The 15,574-nt window shown below is 49.9% G+C and carries 13 protein-coding genes and 2 pseudogenes; 7 read left to right on the forward strand and 8 right to left on the reverse strand.

What is annotated here, in order from left to right; translation table 11 throughout:
• Window positions 1–424: 424 nt before the first annotated feature.
• From KBW81_RS12905 to KBW81_RS12915, 3 genes are all read right to left on the reverse strand, one after another.
• On the reverse strand, window positions 425–2,227 hold the full coding sequence (locus tag KBW81_RS12905) for a hypothetical protein (protein ID WP_254247441.1): 1,803 nt from the start codon (window positions 2,225–2,227) through the stop codon (window positions 425–427).
• Complete coding sequence (locus tag KBW81_RS12910; RefSeq protein WP_254247442.1) at window positions 2,227–3,129, reverse strand: hypothetical protein; 903 nt, start codon at window positions 3,127–3,129, stop codon at window positions 2,227–2,229. Before KBW81_RS12910 ends, KBW81_RS12905 begins: the two co-directional genes overlap by 1 nt.
• A 227-nt stretch (window positions 3,130–3,356) precedes the next feature.
• Window positions 3,357–4,247 carry a hypothetical protein gene (locus tag KBW81_RS12915; protein WP_254247443.1) on the reverse strand — a complete coding sequence of 297 codons (891 nt, stop codon included), beginning with the start codon at window positions 4,245–4,247 and terminating at the stop codon, window positions 3,357–3,359.
• Window positions 4,248–4,614: 367 nt separating this feature from the next.
• On the opposite strand from KBW81_RS12915, the gene KBW81_RS12920 reads away from it, so the two are divergent.
• Together KBW81_RS12920 and KBW81_RS12925 are read left to right on the forward strand one after the other, a co-directional pair.
• Window positions 4,615–5,702, forward strand: a protein-coding gene (locus tag KBW81_RS12920) for an IS3 family transposase (RefSeq protein ID WP_254247444.1) whose coding sequence is annotated in 2 segments (ribosomal slippage) — window positions 4,615–4,876 and window positions 4,876–5,702 — 1,089 coding nt in all. Because the reading frame shifts where the segments join, the coding sequence is not laid out codon by codon here.
• Between the two features lie 66 nt (window positions 5,703–5,768).
• A pseudogene (locus tag KBW81_RS12925) lies at window positions 5,769–5,882 on the forward strand (IS1595 family transposase); the annotation flags it as partial.
• A gap of 556 nt (window positions 5,883–6,438) precedes the next feature.
• Here the strand turns inward: KBW81_RS12925 and KBW81_RS12930 are convergent.
• A pseudogene (locus KBW81_RS12930) lies at window positions 6,439–6,566 on the reverse strand (IS3 family transposase); the annotation flags it as partial.
• Between the two features lie 255 nt (window positions 6,567–6,821).
• Between KBW81_RS12930 and KBW81_RS12935 the strand changes: the two are divergent.
• Both KBW81_RS12935 and KBW81_RS12940 read left to right on the forward strand, forming a co-directional pair.
• A complete protein-coding gene (locus KBW81_RS12935) occupies window positions 6,822–7,634 on the forward strand; it encodes a hypothetical protein (protein ID WP_254247445.1) in 813 nt (270 codons plus the stop codon).
• The gene (locus tag KBW81_RS12940) at window positions 7,618–8,364 is read left to right on the forward strand and encodes a GIY-YIG nuclease family protein (RefSeq protein ID WP_254247446.1); all 747 of its coding nucleotides are present in this window, start codon (window positions 7,618–7,620) and stop codon (window positions 8,362–8,364) included. The genes KBW81_RS12935 and KBW81_RS12940 overlap by 17 nt, the downstream gene beginning before the upstream one ends.
• Before the next feature lie 581 nt (window positions 8,365–8,945).
• Here the strand turns inward: KBW81_RS12940 and KBW81_RS12945 are convergent.
• A complete protein-coding gene (locus tag KBW81_RS12945) occupies window positions 8,946–9,293 on the reverse strand; it encodes a hypothetical protein (RefSeq protein WP_254247447.1) in 348 nt (115 codons plus the stop codon).
• Window positions 9,294–10,897: 1,604 nt separating this feature from the next.
• Between KBW81_RS12945 and KBW81_RS12950 the strand changes: the two genes are divergently transcribed.
• Genes KBW81_RS12950 through KBW81_RS12960 form a run of 3 tightly spaced genes read left to right on the forward strand, consistent with a single transcriptional unit; the run spans window position 10,898 to window position 14,318 of the window.
• Entirely contained in the window at window positions 10,898–12,478 is a 1,581-nt protein-coding gene (locus KBW81_RS12950) for a hypothetical protein (RefSeq protein WP_254247448.1), read from the forward strand.
• Window positions 12,479–12,495: 17 nt separating this feature from the next.
• Window positions 12,496–13,443: a hypothetical protein gene (locus tag KBW81_RS12955; protein ID WP_254247449.1), complete on the forward strand. Its 948-nt coding sequence runs from the start codon at window positions 12,496–12,498 to the stop codon at window positions 13,441–13,443.
• Complete coding sequence (locus tag KBW81_RS12960; RefSeq protein WP_254247450.1) at window positions 13,440–14,318, forward strand: endonuclease NucS domain-containing protein; 879 nt, start codon at window positions 13,440–13,442, stop codon at window positions 14,316–14,318. Before KBW81_RS12955 ends, KBW81_RS12960 begins: the two co-directional genes overlap by 4 nt.
• Before the next feature lie 93 nt (window positions 14,319–14,411).
• Here the strand turns inward: KBW81_RS12960 and KBW81_RS12965 are convergent, their stop codons facing one another.
• The 3 genes from KBW81_RS12965 to KBW81_RS12970 all read right to left on the reverse strand — a co-directional run bounded on the left by KBW81_RS12965 (window position 14,412) and on the right by KBW81_RS12970 (window position 15,535).
• Window positions 14,412–14,660, reverse strand: coding sequence for a hypothetical protein (locus tag KBW81_RS12965; RefSeq protein WP_254247451.1), 249 nt, complete (start codon window positions 14,658–14,660; stop codon window positions 14,412–14,414).
• Window positions 14,661–14,674: 14 nt separating this feature from the next.
• On the reverse strand, window positions 14,675–14,962 hold the full coding sequence (locus tag KBW81_RS18800) for a DUF4357 domain-containing protein (protein WP_367305296.1): 288 nt from the start codon (window positions 14,960–14,962) through the stop codon (window positions 14,675–14,677).
• Window positions 14,963–15,127: 165 nt separating this feature from the next.
• Window positions 15,128–15,535, reverse strand: coding sequence for a hypothetical protein (locus tag KBW81_RS12970; protein ID WP_254247452.1), 408 nt, complete (start codon window positions 15,533–15,535; stop codon window positions 15,128–15,130).
• Window positions 15,536–15,574 lie beyond the last annotated feature (39 nt).

A 15,574-nucleotide genomic window follows, 5' to 3' on the forward strand; every position in this document is an offset into this window, starting at 1 on the left:
TTCATTTTGCAGAATCTGCCCGGCCAACATGTTTCTGCGGCGAGTGTTTTACACTGGAACACGCCCCTTCTGGGGTGCCTTGCACCACATCAAAAATGCTAAAATAGTTCGTCGTGAGGCAGCACGACGAACTCAAAATATAAATAACCTAACCCAATACAATAAGATTTTTCACTATCAGACTAAGGTGCTTAAATTTGTGATCTGTCATATTAAGGAACTTGCAGATATCAAACTAGATATAAGGTCTACAGGCAATGGCAGCCCACTTTTCCAAGTCTAGCAACCGAAGAAAATTGAGCGTATGTATTGCTAGCTCTTAGCCATTAATATACGATTCAGAAGTAGAATCTGCTCAACCTAATTGTTTCTACGGCGAGTGTTTAACACTGGACACGCCCCTCCGGGGTCGCTCCGCGCCACATCAATCTAGCGATTTTTCTAGTCGCGAAGCAGCGCGACTAGAAAAACCCAGTCTTTCCATTCTGTTTTTTAAACTTAGAAATGCGTTCATTCGCTGCGGAATCGAGTGTTTTTTGTTTTCCTCAAGCTGATTCAAAACATCAGTGAATTCTGTCGATGCCTTGACCAATATTATATTTTGCAAAACAATATCCTTTGATTTTTGGCGTTGAAGCGATCTGGTGTAAGACATTGACTTGTTCATCCCTACTGATGATTTAATCGGAATGTATAGATCGCTGATTTTTCGAACCGAAACATAAGTTGAATAGTCTTTGAAGGCGCCAAAGCGACTGCCAATACTTCGGTTTTTAAATTTTTCAATTTTCTCACCATATAGCCAATAGCGGCCTGGTTCGAGCCACAACCCATGATCGGCCACACATTCAATCTTAAAAGACCCCATTGCATCAGACGCACTTTCACTAAGCTCCTCCAAAACATTGCTTAGTTTTGAATTTGGTATGGAAAAATGAATGGAATCGATATTTGTATAGCAAATCTCAACTCCTTCTATTGAGGTAAATATAGCCTCCATTTTGGCCAAGAGCACAACACGCGCTCGTGCAACAATTCTCTGACCCAAAGAAAAGCAAGCGGATCCATCGGTCAGGTTTGGTCCCTCCACTAAAAATCCGCTCGAAACCTCCTTGACAGACACCCCCCTACCGCCACGCAACCAACTTTCAGACGCATAAATAGGTTCACCCTTGAATTTCGAAATTCCATATTCGCATAGAATATACTCATCCGCATCAGATTTTGAACGAAATAGTTTTTTCATCACAGTTGGGCGACTGGAACAAGAAGCTAATAGTGTCGAAAGATACTTCTCACGATTGGCAAGTGGAGCATTTCCTTGCCTATTATAATTTCGACGTCTAGCAAACGATCTTACCGCCTCACGCGCTAAGGGATGCGATATGGTTTTACGTGAGACAACAGCGCTCTCCAGAAAGATACTTTTAAAATGATTTTGGAAAAAGGAAACTTCAAACTCATTAAGATCTACCTCGATATCCTCATCCAATGAAACACCCAACCGGCGCCCCATGAAAAAAGTTCGAAATGGATTATATTTATTTATAAATTCAGAAGTTGGCCCACTCAACAAACACCGATATAGGCCAACAGGCAATGTCTCCTTATACCCAACGAACCTGTTACAAGACATAACGTGCATTGATTTAGGATCAGGGAACTCTTGCTGCATACACGATGGATACATTGAGTTAAAGTCAATGACCACTACGCTTCTTTGTGGACGCCGATCTTCCAGAACAAATACGTCCTGCACCGGCAAATGCCACGCACTGTAATACCGGGCATCAGCAACAGCCTTGATACCTATAGAGTTGCATATCGTTCCCCACTTTGAATTACAATAAATTGTTGCCCTATCAAGCTTGGATCCGAATTTTTGGATATAATGACTAAGAATCTCAAAACTTTTTCTCGAGTCATTCAAAAAAAGAACATCTGGCAGCCAGGGGTATAAATCCTCAATTGCTAGCGGCGGCAATACGCCAGGATTTGCCAAAGAGATCAGATCTGCCTCTCGCCGGGTCAGTGTCAAATAGGACGCTGGCAAGCAGTCCCGAAATTCTTCAATAGACTTAGTGCAATCCTTAAACGTAATAAATGCCAAATCCGCTCCGACCAGGACCTCCCCTACCGCAATGCCACGTTTGCGCTTTCGTAGAATTTTTCCACCACCAACACAATTACTCAAAGTGGGTCCATGATAACGAAAAACTCCCACCATTACTGACTTCTACTCCCCTTAGAAACGCGCCTCATAACATCCAGCTCGCAACGCACTAGTGCCATCTCATTTAATATAATAGAGCGATCAGCGCCGGTGGAGGCTCCATTCTCGATCGAGGCACGAGTCAACGAGTTCCTTATCGAAATTGGATAGTAATACGTTAAAGGGTGGAGGTGACGGAGCTCCCAATTTTTTATAAAACGCCCACTTATGGGCTGTATATTGGAAGATTCAGAGATCACCTTAGCTCGAGCGGATTCATACAAACCACCTACATGATCAAGCTCGTTAATCGTTTGAATGTTCACTTCGCAAATTGAAAAATACAAGCGGACCAGAGATAAGATACTTCTCATCAAGTGCTTGTCTAAACTCAGGCAACCTAACGATCCCAAACTTTCGTTCGCAATATCGTATATCGCAGCCCTCACAATTCCAACCTTGTAGTAGGCAGGCAAATCATCCGCAGCAGACGCTTGCTCTAGTGCAACTTGGACCTTCCGCCTATTCGATAATTTGTTGGAAAAGAAAATATTATCTAGAAATTGATATAGAAGTGCCTTGATACCATGAGGAAATGTGGCCGTTAGCGCCGAAGAAAATAGCAAACCCTCCCGCTTTGAATAGCGAGAGACTGCGTAACGTCGGCCCAAATCAAGTAGATCCTTTACGTAAACCCGCTCCACTTCCCTGATATCTCTACAAATACTCAACTTTAACTCCGCATTATGAATACCCAACCGCCATTCATTCAAAGGAATTCCTGCCACAGCTAAACTTGAAGCTGATATAGCCTGGCAATTTAAAAGCTTAATATCAGCAGCCCTGTCGAGTTCAAATTGTGTTTCTAAATTATTGAACTCTCTATCGTTCTCTCTTTCTATAGCATCAATATCCACGAATCCGTCTATGTCGCCAACCCAAAACGAATTATCACTGTAACCGCTCAAAACATCACCCGTATGAGATCATTCAAATTCATGCTAACACCCTTAATTTCAACTAACACGCGACAGAGTCCCCCACAAAAGTTAGCTTACGTCACAGTTGCTCAAACCGATCGTTAAACTGCAATATATTTAATATACTAAAACCAAAACTTTTAGATAATATATCCCTACAGAACTCACTCGAAAATCCAATCACCCTTCACGCGATATGCGTTGTTCGAATTTGCGGTCACCGCGCCGTCAGAAAAATACACCTGGTAGCCCTGAGCCCCCTTACGTATCGTATGCGATCGACGATTTTCTTCGCGCCAATAGGTCAGATCATCATACGTATCAAAAACAGGCCCCTTCGTGTAACTCAATACCAACACATCGTCATACCATGATCCATGTTTTCTTGGAAATTTTTCAAAGGCAAGTGCGTCTTCGACAGTATAACAACCACTATCGCAGTTATATGCTGCCCAAATGCCAAAACCTACAACCGCTCGAATCTTTTTTTCAAGATCGAATTCACACAATTCATTTGCTATCTTTTGGCACTCGCTCCACCGGCCACCTCGGCGTAAAACATCAACCAACCTAACGGCGCTCAAAGTGTTGCCTGAATACGAATCATTGGATCGGTCAAAATATTTGATTAGTAAATCGGCAGCCTTTGCCCTATATAGCTCGGCAGATTTTGTTTTCTTCTGATCATCGGCCATCCATGCTGCATACAATGCGCAATCACTTGCGTTTCGAAAGTCCTCAGCATACTCGTAAAATATTACGGCCTCTAGGCACCGATCCTGAATGTCGTTTCCGGTAGAATCAAAAGCTACCCTTTTAAGCCTATCACTTCCCAGAGCTAGCTCCGCATTTAAAGTCTTTATTTCTATATCTTTCGAAACATATCCACACTTACTGCACCTTTGAACCCAAAACTCCAAAGTTGAGCGCTCCATTTCTGCAGGGCGAAGATCTAAATCCGGCCACCCATAGGAGTTTGTGCTCAAAATAACATTCTGCGGTGTTACCTGTGAACAAAGCGCGCAAGTGATATCCAGGGTGCTATAAGTTGTCATACAAAACGTCCCGATAGAGTTGCTAGGTAAACCAAAAATCGCCACCCACAAAAATAAAGCTTAATAAATCTTTTAGGCAGTCAAACCCAAGATACTCTTCGACGGAAGTATATTCAGGATTGTCCGATCCTTCTCTGCCTTTGAGAAGAGGATACGCTGACCATTTGCCACCGTAAATCGAGATATTCCTGTTCTACGAAAATATATTGGGTCTGGACACATGGCCTAAAGATCATGGATGCAAAGAGTGCGATCAAAGAGCGATAATCCTCAGCGATTCAGTCGCGGCGCGCAGCGGGTAATCCTCCCAAAAACTAAAGGGATGCGGACGTAGAATTTTCTCAGCAAGATACCTGAGGAGAATCTGATGAAGATGACGAGATTTAGCGAACCCCAGATCCTTGCGATCCTGCGCCAGGCCGAAGGTGGCGTGCCGGTTGGCGAGCTGTGCCGTGAACACGGCATGAGCACCGCGTCTTTTTATAAGTGGCGCGCGAAGTATGGCGGCATGGATGCGTCCATGATCAGCCAGATGAAGAGCCTGGAGGACGAAAACCGGCGGCTGAAGCGCATGTTTGCAGATCTCAGCATGCAGGCCGATCTGCTGAAGGAAGCCCTTGGAAAAAAGTGACGCGGCCATCTCTGCGTCGCGAGATGGCCGCCAAGGCAGTGGAACACCGGGGGGTTAGCGTCGCGCTGGCCTGCCGGGCGTTTGGCGTCAGCGAGACGTGCTATCGCTACAGCCCGTTGCTCAGCGATGAGAATGAACTGATCGCTGACCTGCTGGTAGGCCTGACCGACGCCCGCAAGACATGGGGCTTTGGTCTGTGCTTTTTACACCTTCGCAACGTGAAGGGGCATCCCTGGAACCACAAAAGGATCTATCGGATCTACTGTGCCTTGGAACTGAACCTGCGGATCAAACCACGCAAGCGATTGAAGCGTGAGGTGCCGGACGCCCTGGCCGTGCCTGAGGCTCCGAATATCACCTGGTCGATGGACTTCATGGCAGATCGGCTTGAGGACGGTAGTGCCTTCCGGCTGCTGAACGTGCTGGACGACTTCAACCGGGAAGGCTTGGGCATAGAGGTGGACTTTTCGCTGCCGGCGGAGCGGGTCATCCGGAGCCTCAACAACATCATCGAATGGCGGGGCAAGCCCAAAACCATACGTGTGGACAATGGCCCGGAATATATCAGTCACGCACTGTTAGATTGGGCTGAAGAGCACGGCATCGCCTTGGCACACATCCAGCCGGGTCAGCCGCAACAGAACGCCTACATCGAGCGCTACAACCGCACGGTCAGTCACGAATGGCTGGACCAATACATCATCAACAGCATCGAAGAGGCCCAACACTTTGCCACACAGTGGTTATGGACATACAACAACGACCGCCCGAATATGGGCATCGGCGGCATCACGCCCGCAATGAAACTGAAAATGGCTGCGTAAGTTCTACGGCGGCACCCCGTTAAAAACGGGAGGATTACCACGAAAGCTGGTGTTATGTGAGAGAAGTCCACGACGATCTGGAAACCGATCCCGGTCGTCGACCAGATGCGCGTCTTGCTTCAAGGTGCGGTCGGCAAGCAGTTGCGCCGTTCAAAGGAGTATGGGCTATACTGGCCTTGAATTTTATTCGACCAAGAAGTTGAGCCAATGGCAAATTATCGCGTAGCGGCATTGACCGCATTGTTTTTCCTTGCCGGGTGCGGAAGCGGGGTCGAGAACTATATCCTTCTGAAATTGGCCGAAGCTCTCCCTGAAGGTGCAGAACCGCATCTTCAGTCTAATTGTCACAGCTTCCTGGGTCTCGGCCCCGTTGTGGCGCTGTTTGAAGTCCCAGCGCACGATCAACTTGGCACTTTGGCCTTTGCACAACATGAGGGGTGGGCCCGCCATCAATCTCTTCCAGAGTTTGTTAAACACCACAGCGCTGATCATGGCCCTGGGTCAAGCGTTACCATCCTCGACGGCAAGGAGTGCTTACGGGAGCTCAGCGAGGACGCGCAAACCATACTTTTCGAGGTTAGTCCTGGACTCTACTATTCCTCTGACGACAATCGCGTAGTCATAATCCTATTTGACGAGCCTCAGGGAACTGGAGCCATATTTATCCAATCGCCGTAGCACGGTATTCAGCGTCCGCCCGCAAGCAGTGTGGACATGTCGCGTCTTTGTGCCACCCCAGATCCTCTTTCGACACCACATCCGCTCTCGGTTTACTGTGATCCATTTGTTCAGCGTCGACATGCCGGTGCCCAGATCGTTAGCCACCTGCCTGCGTGTCAGACCACTGGTAGATCCAATCCGCACAGCGTCCTAGCTGAATCCCTCCGTCTATTTCAGCCCCATAGTCAATCTCCTTTGTTGCAGTAAATGCTATCAAGGGAGCGGCATCAAACCGTGACAGGTCCAAAGTTAGCTAGGAAGAAGAAAGGAAGATCCATCACGCCGCGAATTGCAAGGAGCTTATATGAGCATAGCATCTCACATTAATACATCCTCTAGTAGATGGATTTCATTCATCATAGGATAGCCCTACGTTTGCTATTTTGAGGGTGATGCTCTGTGTTTCGATCTTTGTTTATTCTCTTCGCCACTGCTTTTGCTTTGACGAATTCTGCGCATGCCGATGAAGCAGTCACGGTGATGACACCGTCCGGACCCCTTGTGATTGCCAAAGTTGATAGTGATTTGGAGGCGATGATATTCGGCGGGAATGGCTCTTTGCGCGTTAATACGGCCTACATGCCAGATGTGCTTGGCACGCAAGAGGATTCCGTTCTTTTACGCACCAGCACTGGTGGCACGGCATGCTCGAGCTTGTATGTTTGGGTAACGCTGAACGATGCAGGTCTTCGCAAAACTGAGGAATTCGGCACCTGTTCAGACCTTGGAGAACTTCAAGCTACGGCTGAAGGAACCATGTTAGTCATGCCCCGTATGGGAACAGCTGGAACAGCAGGTTACGTGCTGAATGCCGACAACACAGTAACTGAGATTGAGCTTGGCTTGGCACCATCTGGCATCGCTGATGTGAAGGATGCATCCGCCTGGGCCGGTGAAGCTGCCTACAGTGTGCTTACTGCACCGGAGATGGAAGCGGCCCTCCTCGAGATCATGTCTTGGAGCGACCTTGAGAAAGTGAGGAATGCTTCTGCGGTCAGTAGCGATACAATGTCTCAAGATGGCGAATGGTTCTTTGCAGGAGGATGCATGCCACACATGTGCAACGAGATATCAGCAGGTGTGGCTATATCAGCCAACGATGGCCGTGTTATTGCCGGTTATTGGTCGAAGGACGACCGTGGAGAGCTCTTCGGAAAGCCAGACACCACCTTGCCGAATGGCATGAGGGAGTTGCTTGCTTCAGGCTATTAATACACCCAAGACGTCCGCCGGCAGGTTTTCTGCCTCTTGGCGGGCGATAAAATCAAGCCCAGTTCGCTCGACCTCCCAAATCATCTTGCAGTCTACTAAAATTTCAACTGAAAATGCCAAAGCATGCTACCAATCCTACCGAGAAAAGAGGAAATATTTCATTACAGATGCATACACCAAGGCATTGCTTCAATTAACCTCTCCAAGCAGCCGCGAAGAAATTTCAGAAAACTACCGTCTCGAAAATGCGTCCAACACGGCAGGTCTATATGCTTGGTTCGCTGACAGTGTGGCAGCAGAAGACCTTTCTATAGCGCTGAACCTGCGAGTCCCACCTGGCCTAGTCTATGCCGGTCAGGCAGGAGCAACGAGGTGGCCATCCGGAAAGATTGTAACTCAAACTCTAAAAGGACGCGTAGAAGGTAACCACATACGCGGCGTAAGGCGATCTTCGACATTTCGCCGAACACTGGATGCCATAATTGCTTTCGAGTCTGAACGTCATCTTACCCAATGGATGCAGAAGCATCTGAGCGTCGCTATGTTTTCTCACGATGACCGTAGCTCGCTGATGTCGCTGGAAGAGTCTGTTCTGGCGAAACTCGATCCCCCGTTTAATCTCAAGGGCGTGCCATCAACCCCCATACGCACGGAGCTGGCCCTAAGGCGAAAGCTGGCTCGAACTAAGTGGCCGGGTAATCCTCCCGTTTTTAACGGGGTGCCGCCGTAGCGCAAATCGCAGCGTCTCGTGAAGTGCAAAGTCGTCGGATAGTCGGCAGAGCGATTGCACAAGACTGACATGCAGGCTGCAACGAAGTTCGATGGGTTTTTGGCACCCGATCATTGCCGTAAAACATATAGCTCTCCACGATTGCGTCAGGAATTGACTAACTTCATCTGGAAAGCGGCCAAGAGGCTCGCCCAGATGCAGACAGAGGCGGCTAATAGAGGTTCATGTGTCTTTCTTTAGATCGGAATAGAGGTCCGCGGCTATATTGCGCGCATCCTCGACGTGATGGAACATAACATGGGTAAAGATACCCGGAAGTCATTTAAAGTGAACTTCAGTGACGGTCAGATCTCCCAGTTTGACCTGACCCGGAGGATCGTTGATTTCTGAATGGCAGCCCCAGCTCGCTATGTTGCACCAAGCGAGACTGTTGTCGAAACTGAATATCTCGATAGCGGCTCAATGACAGAATTCACGATGCCTTAGGGCCATCAGATTTATCAACTTCATCGCCGCCTACGTGACAGCGGCGATAAAATGCAGGCAGCTTATTGCCGGGTAATCGTATCGTAAGCCCACTGCTAGAGCTCAGCTTGTTCCTTCGACCTGCAGTGCTTGAACCCTGCACGATCGCCGCTAGTAATAGCCCTCGTTCCATGGCGACATATTTTCATGCGCGCATCTTGCCAAGCGTTCACGTAATCGGCCTTCTCACCGACATGTCGATATTCGACACTTCTGCCCAGTTCTTCTGGCATCTTTTCCATAACCTCAATTTCGCGCTCGGACAGGACACTTCTGGTCTCAACCGAGATGTATACTTCCGGGTCTACCCATTCCTTGAATAACACCGCCGCGTTGTATGGATTCTGAGGATCGTGTATAATCCGAACAGCAACAATCCCGCCAGTGGAATTCATATGATCCATGGGGCAGGCTTAATCGCTCCGGGTTGCACGGCTTTGAATGACTCTAGCTTACGCGCGTCTTCCGTATATTTTTGCATGGGTTGGACCAGTTTGTTGATATGCTTCTCCAAGCGCTGACTTAAAAATATGTCGATATTAGGTAACCTATTTGATGCGAGGATCGTCAGAGGCCAGATAAAGGCATGCCCTCGGTTTTTCACGGTCGATCTAAGATCGCTTCATCTCTGTCTTTCTCTCTTTCTGACGCAGGGTGGGCAGACAAGCTTCGCGGTTTGACTTACTGGACCAAAGTCGGATCAGTGATTGCAGCAGCTGACAGGCAGGGCTTTTTTGCGTCTCCCCCCGGGGAGGGCAGCAACGTGTCGCAAAGATTAATTGTGTGCAATTTCAATTCTTCAAAGGCCATATTCGAAAATTTGAATTAAAAAATTACATCATGGATGAATAATTTGCATCGTGAGATGAAAAATTTGCATCATAAGGTGAAAAATTCGCACTGCCGGGTGAAAAAATTGCATCGCGCTTCCCGTAACGCATTGTTTTACAAAACTGAAACCCGCCTTAGAAAGAAGAGGAAAGTAAGGAAAAGAAGAAAGGCTGCCTCTTAGGAACAGCCTTTTTTGTTTTAGGTTTCGGGACTATGTAATCTTTGCGGCACTGATTAGGGTGCAGCGATTAAAATCCGGGGGATCACTGACATTAAACGTGCAATTCGATCAATTTCCTTTACATGACGATCTTTGGTTTTACCGAGCATGTCTACAGGTCCGTAAACATTTGTGAACCCGAGGTTTTTGCTTCCTTGATCCATGTGAGCGAGAGTAGTGAGGCGCTCCCTACTCACTTCCAAGGATCTGACGTTTTTCAAGCTCTGATCTGCTCCTGCTGATCGGGTTACGTTGCTTTGAATCTCAGTGAGTAGACCACCGATGGCGGTCGGCCGCCAAGAGCCTTGTATGGGCAGCGGGGGTTGTAGAACTCCATCCATTTCCGGACGCCTGCGCGAGTCTGAGTGAAGTGCCCCTAGTTTCCTAGACGCCTGCTTTTTTCAGTTTCAACTCTCTTGCTTCATAGTCAACCGGCGACAGCATGCCGTTGTCTGATCGCTGCAATGATCTGATCGTCCGTGAATCGTGCCTTCATTTATCTGTCCTTTTGTTAAGCGGACTCTACGCAAATCTTGAGACGATTTAGGGGCTCAGGTCATATCACAAGCCGAAAAAAATTGGGTCGACTTATTCATAAAAGTAGGTCGACTTATTCGCTCCATCTGGTGCGAGGTCGACCCCAAACACAGCCGATTTGCAAGCATGATCTCTCCATAGCCAGCATGGAGAACATACAATGCTTAGTCGCCACGCCTCAAAACGATGTGCCCAAAGGGGGCTCCGGCCGGACTTCGTCCGCACTATACTTGAGCACGCCGACGTTCAGCGGCCTGCAGGCGGAAATTGCCGCTTGGAGCGTGTCAGTCAGGTCAAGGCTAAAGCTTTGAATCTCGATGATCGGCTGGGTCGATATGCGATCATCGTCAGTGATACGACAGCAGAGATTATCACCATCATGCCCATCTATCGCCAAAGTCGTATGGCACGGAAGTATGCATGAATGGTCAATTTGAAAACAAGCGCGCAATCGATCCCGCAGAGATTCGTAAAAAAATGCAAGCGGGCGATCGTCTCCGTTTGCGTGAAATTTCAATGCAAGCACGGAAAAACTCAGGGCTGAAGCACCCTGATCATCTTCATGCCGCTCTAGCATTTGGCCAAATATACCGTGAGGCGACGGAACGCCGGCGCGGCAGCCGCACTAAATTCGAAGATGCCTTACGTGAAGAGTTGCGCGCTGAGGGTCTAGAGCGAACGCACATTCAGGCGCAAAAGCTTAAGCTCCCGGTTGAAGTCACAGTGATTGATGAAACTGTTCGTAAAAAATGGCCGCGCAAGCGAAAGACTCCCCACCGTAGCCTGCGTCATTACCTTGCTGCCGTGCGGGTTGTTGCGGACATGCTCGGGCAAGATCGCGAAAGTGTCCAGATCGCATTTCTCCGCAATCTTCCCCTATGGAATAGCATCCCACGACTGGAAGTCTCGGAAGAGCATCGCGATGCAGCGGATGCGCTCTGCCGTCTTCTGGAAGCAATGGGGCGCTTCATTTCATCGGAAACGGAAGTGATGAAGACAATTAAAAGAACGACGTGTCAGAAAATGCGCTGGGATCCTTTTTCAGAGGCAGTTGTAGCGACAGAGGGCCTTTGGATGGTTGGACCTGTCAGCCCGGTCCACCCGGTCTGTGCATGCGATACTCATATTACCGAGATGCGGCCATTTCCGGCTGTGGAACTATTGCGGATCCCGATGGGATGGATCGACTGCGACCTCTTTGTTGAGGAGGGGAAAGAGTGCGGCGCAACGAGCTTTGGCGGATTCCGCAGAGCTGGCGAGTTCAGACGACGTAGCGGCCGCATGATCCAGTATCGCGCCATCCATCTTACTCTGGCACCGCTCAATGATCGGTTCGCTGGCAGCGTTCTGACGAGCCAAGATGCCCTCGTCTGGCGCGAATTGAACACGGAAGGCTATAATCCAGACCGCCCCCTGGTAGGTGAGGGAAATTGGAGCGACGTAGCGAAAACCACCTTTGAAGATGAATGTTTCACGGCCGATCAACAGTCTTGGTTTAATCATGAGATTCAACTGGAAGACGGATGGCACCGTGTTGTTGTCCGCCGCAAGCAAGACCTTGATTGGGCTCACAAGGGGTATGACTATGGACAGGATTGGGAATGGGATCCAATCGAACGGCCAGGTGAAATCCCTCACATCGGGCGTGGCTACGTTACAGCGACACGTCTTACGCCAGATCACGTGTATCACTGGTTCCTGCAATCTCATGACGATGGTGGTGAGTGTGCAGTTTGTCAGTGGGGCACACCCGACGGGACTCTTGCACCGCCAATTGCGTTACGATGCCCGCCTTTCACAATCGCGCGTCAGATCGAAACTGCCCTACATGACGGTCGCTTAGAAACGGCGCTGCGCACGAAGAGCAACGAAATCGCGAGTCAGGTTGCCGAAGTGCTCGAAAGTTATCGGCACGCAGCAAACGAAGCCGAGAAGAACCTGATCGCCAGGTGGTCCGACACCGCGCCAGCAGCGTCTTTAACCAAACACTTAAAATCCTGATCGGAGGAACAAAACAAATGGCTCACCTTCATCCCCGCATCACCGAAGCCCGGATCGACAACCTATTTGCGCGAAATCTTGGTGATCCCGCGTTCGCAGCCGCATTTCTATCGCTTTCCAAAGTTCGCGGACAGATCGCGCAGGTTCAAACCCAGTATCGTCATCCGATGGGAAGGGGCAGCGTTGACTTGCATCTGACGCTCACCGACGGCACGCAGATCCTAGTAGAGAATAAGATCGATGCTGCATGGAGCGTTGCGGGTGAATCCCAGCCGATCCGCTACCGCGAAAGCGTCGGCATCCTGCGCCGTCGTGAAATCAAGGCAGGGTCGCTTCTGCTGGCACCACAGATCTATCTCTCGTCAAGTCGTGACGGCGCGATGTTCGACCGACAGGTGTCCTATGAAGCCTGCCTCCCGCACTTGGATGTCAATGACCGTGCATGCCTTGCTGCAGCCATCGCACAGGCTGGACGGCCCTACGAGCCGGAACCGAATGCGGCGTCCGGCGACTTCTTCTCTGCCTTCCGGTCCCATGTTACGGAGCACTTCCCCCATCTTGTCTTGAAGCGCGAACCCAACGGCAGCGGGGTAAGGCCGACGGGGTCGCGGACATTCTACTTCGAAGTGTCGCGCACGCGTAGAAACCACTCAAACCTGCCTAAACCGAAGATGTCCTTGCAGGCTTGGGACAGTGGCGCATCATCACCTTCGGTCAAGATCATGCTGGGCGGCCTAGCCGCAAAAGCCGGCAGCCATCCGACTATTGCAGGACTCGCGAAAATTGACGGGTATGTGCGACCGGCAGGTCGATCGCTGGGCCTAGTTGTCGACACACCGCGGCTCGATACCGAACAACCGTTTGCGACGCAGATTGACGCGGTGCATACCGCCCTTACTAGGACCAGTGCCCTGAAGGCCTGGTGGGACGCCAATCCCGCCGCCATGCGGAGTGCCCTGCAATGACCGGGACAGTTGTCGGCTTCGACTGCGACATCAGCATTGAGGAGATAAGCGAGGGACTTCTCGTGCGACAGGGCGATCACGCCTACATCGCACGAAGCTGGCAGATGACAGCTTCCGTCGCGGCGCTCATCGAAAAGGCGATAGCCTGCGGGCTAGGGTGTATGATCCGGGAAGACCATCCGCGACGGAATGCGCGATGGCCCAACATGCGAGGGACAGTCTACCTAGCATTCTCCCCTACCCCTGATTTGCAGTGGTCGCTCGCCATCGATACCTTCCGACAGGCACGGGGCGATTATGGTTTTGCCGTCTTCAACGGAAAATACCGCGAGCAGTTTCTGAGCGCCGGCATTCCCTTCGTGTTCGAGGGACGCAACAGGACGGCGGGTCATTTGGTTGTTCAACGCAATGACGTCTTTGCCGCGCTCGATGTTTTGGAATGTTGCGACCATTCCGTTTTGGCGATGAAGCGTTCTCCTGCATCAGGAGAGGGCTTCACCACGGAATATGTTATCCAGAGACAGATCATGGAGAACTGGGACCAAACCCCTTTCGCAGATAGGTATGACATCGTGCAGGATGAGTTTCCTGTCGACGGCGGGCTGACATCGCGGCGTATCGACATTCTCGCGCGTGGCCGGGTCACAGGAGATTGGTTGGTTATTGAGTTGAAGCGCGCTGAAGCAAAGATCGCGGCTGTGAATCAGCTAGAAAGCTATCTTCTGGCTTTGGGTCAAAGGGACGATTTTGCTTATGGACGCATCGATGGCGTCCTCGTTGCCGAGCGTATTCCTATGGCGGTGAAGACTGCTGCAATCAATGCATTGATCTCAACCTATGAAGTAAGTTGGCCAGCAACTGTCGTTGCGGTATGAAAGCGACATGTTATTCAACCGTCTCGGACCTGTTTAAAATTTGATTATCTAATCCTTGTCCCGCCAGACTTTCGAGGTGGTTTCTAACCTCCGTCATCTTGGTTTTGCGGCCAAAACGCCTTCCATCGCCGAACGGACCATCTCCTCTGTTTCGAGTTGCCCATCTAAGCGCGCGAGTTCCACGAACATTTCAACGCTCTTTGCTGCACAATTTGCAAGGCGTGAGGATACGATGCCGTTCTCTTGGTCACTCATGACCAAACGCGCCCATTTTTTGCACGCGGCATCTTCATTCTGAACGGCCAGATACCAATCCTTTAACAATCTTGTTGCGTCATCCATTGCAACATTTCTCCCTAAGGTTTCTTCCAGAGCTGCGGACCGCTGGCATTGCCGTCTTTAACTATACCGGCAGCGGGACTTGCACTCGTGAACTCATAGTCTCGCGTAAAAACATACAAATCGCGGTTGCTGTGCAAAACCAGGACGCCTTCGCCAACCAATTTATCTCGCAACGGGCGATCGCGCTTCACCCTTGGCGATCCGTCCTTCATGGCTGTCGATCCCGCACGGACGACGAAGCCCGTTGCAGTCAATCTTCCGAAGGCCTGAGCCGACTGCGGCCGAAAAACGAGCCATTCCATGATTATAAATTCATCTCTTTCACTACGCCATTGCCCCGTGGCTTATCACATTCACCGAAATAGCAACATATTGCTCTCCATGACTGCATCAAACATTCGCTGACTTCGTGCAGAAAGCTGCTAAGAGGCTCGCCCAGATGCAGATGGGAGGCGACTCATAGAGTTTTATGTGTCTTTCTTTAGATCGGAATAGATATCCGCGGCCATATTGCGCGCCTCCTCAACGTGATGAAACATGACAGGGGTTCTTTGGCCAAGCACAGTCAGCTGAAACACGTTTTTCCGGTTTGCCGTATGGGTCGCAGTATATTCGATGCCAGCAACCTCGTCAGCTCCATCAAATCCGCGCATAAGCCACTGTCCATCATGCGGCTCCCAATGAAGCGCGCCGACATAGATGCGCCTATCCGCATAAAGCCGGCGCTCGAACGTAGCAATGTCGCCAAGAGCTTGGGCACCCTCGTATGCTTTCCCACACTTATCCTCGACCCAAGTCGTGGCTCGCTGTGCGAGCTGATGTCGCTTGTTTGTCGGCATGTGGGGCAGCCGTTCGGCCAAGGTCTTTACGAGCATGAAAGGAGCTCCTGCTGGAATAAATCATGTTAAATTGAA

Source organism: Loktanella salsilacus (genome assembly GCF_024206795.1).
Taxonomy (GTDB): domain Bacteria; phylum Pseudomonadota; class Alphaproteobacteria; order Rhodobacterales; family Rhodobacteraceae; genus Loktanella; species Loktanella salsilacus.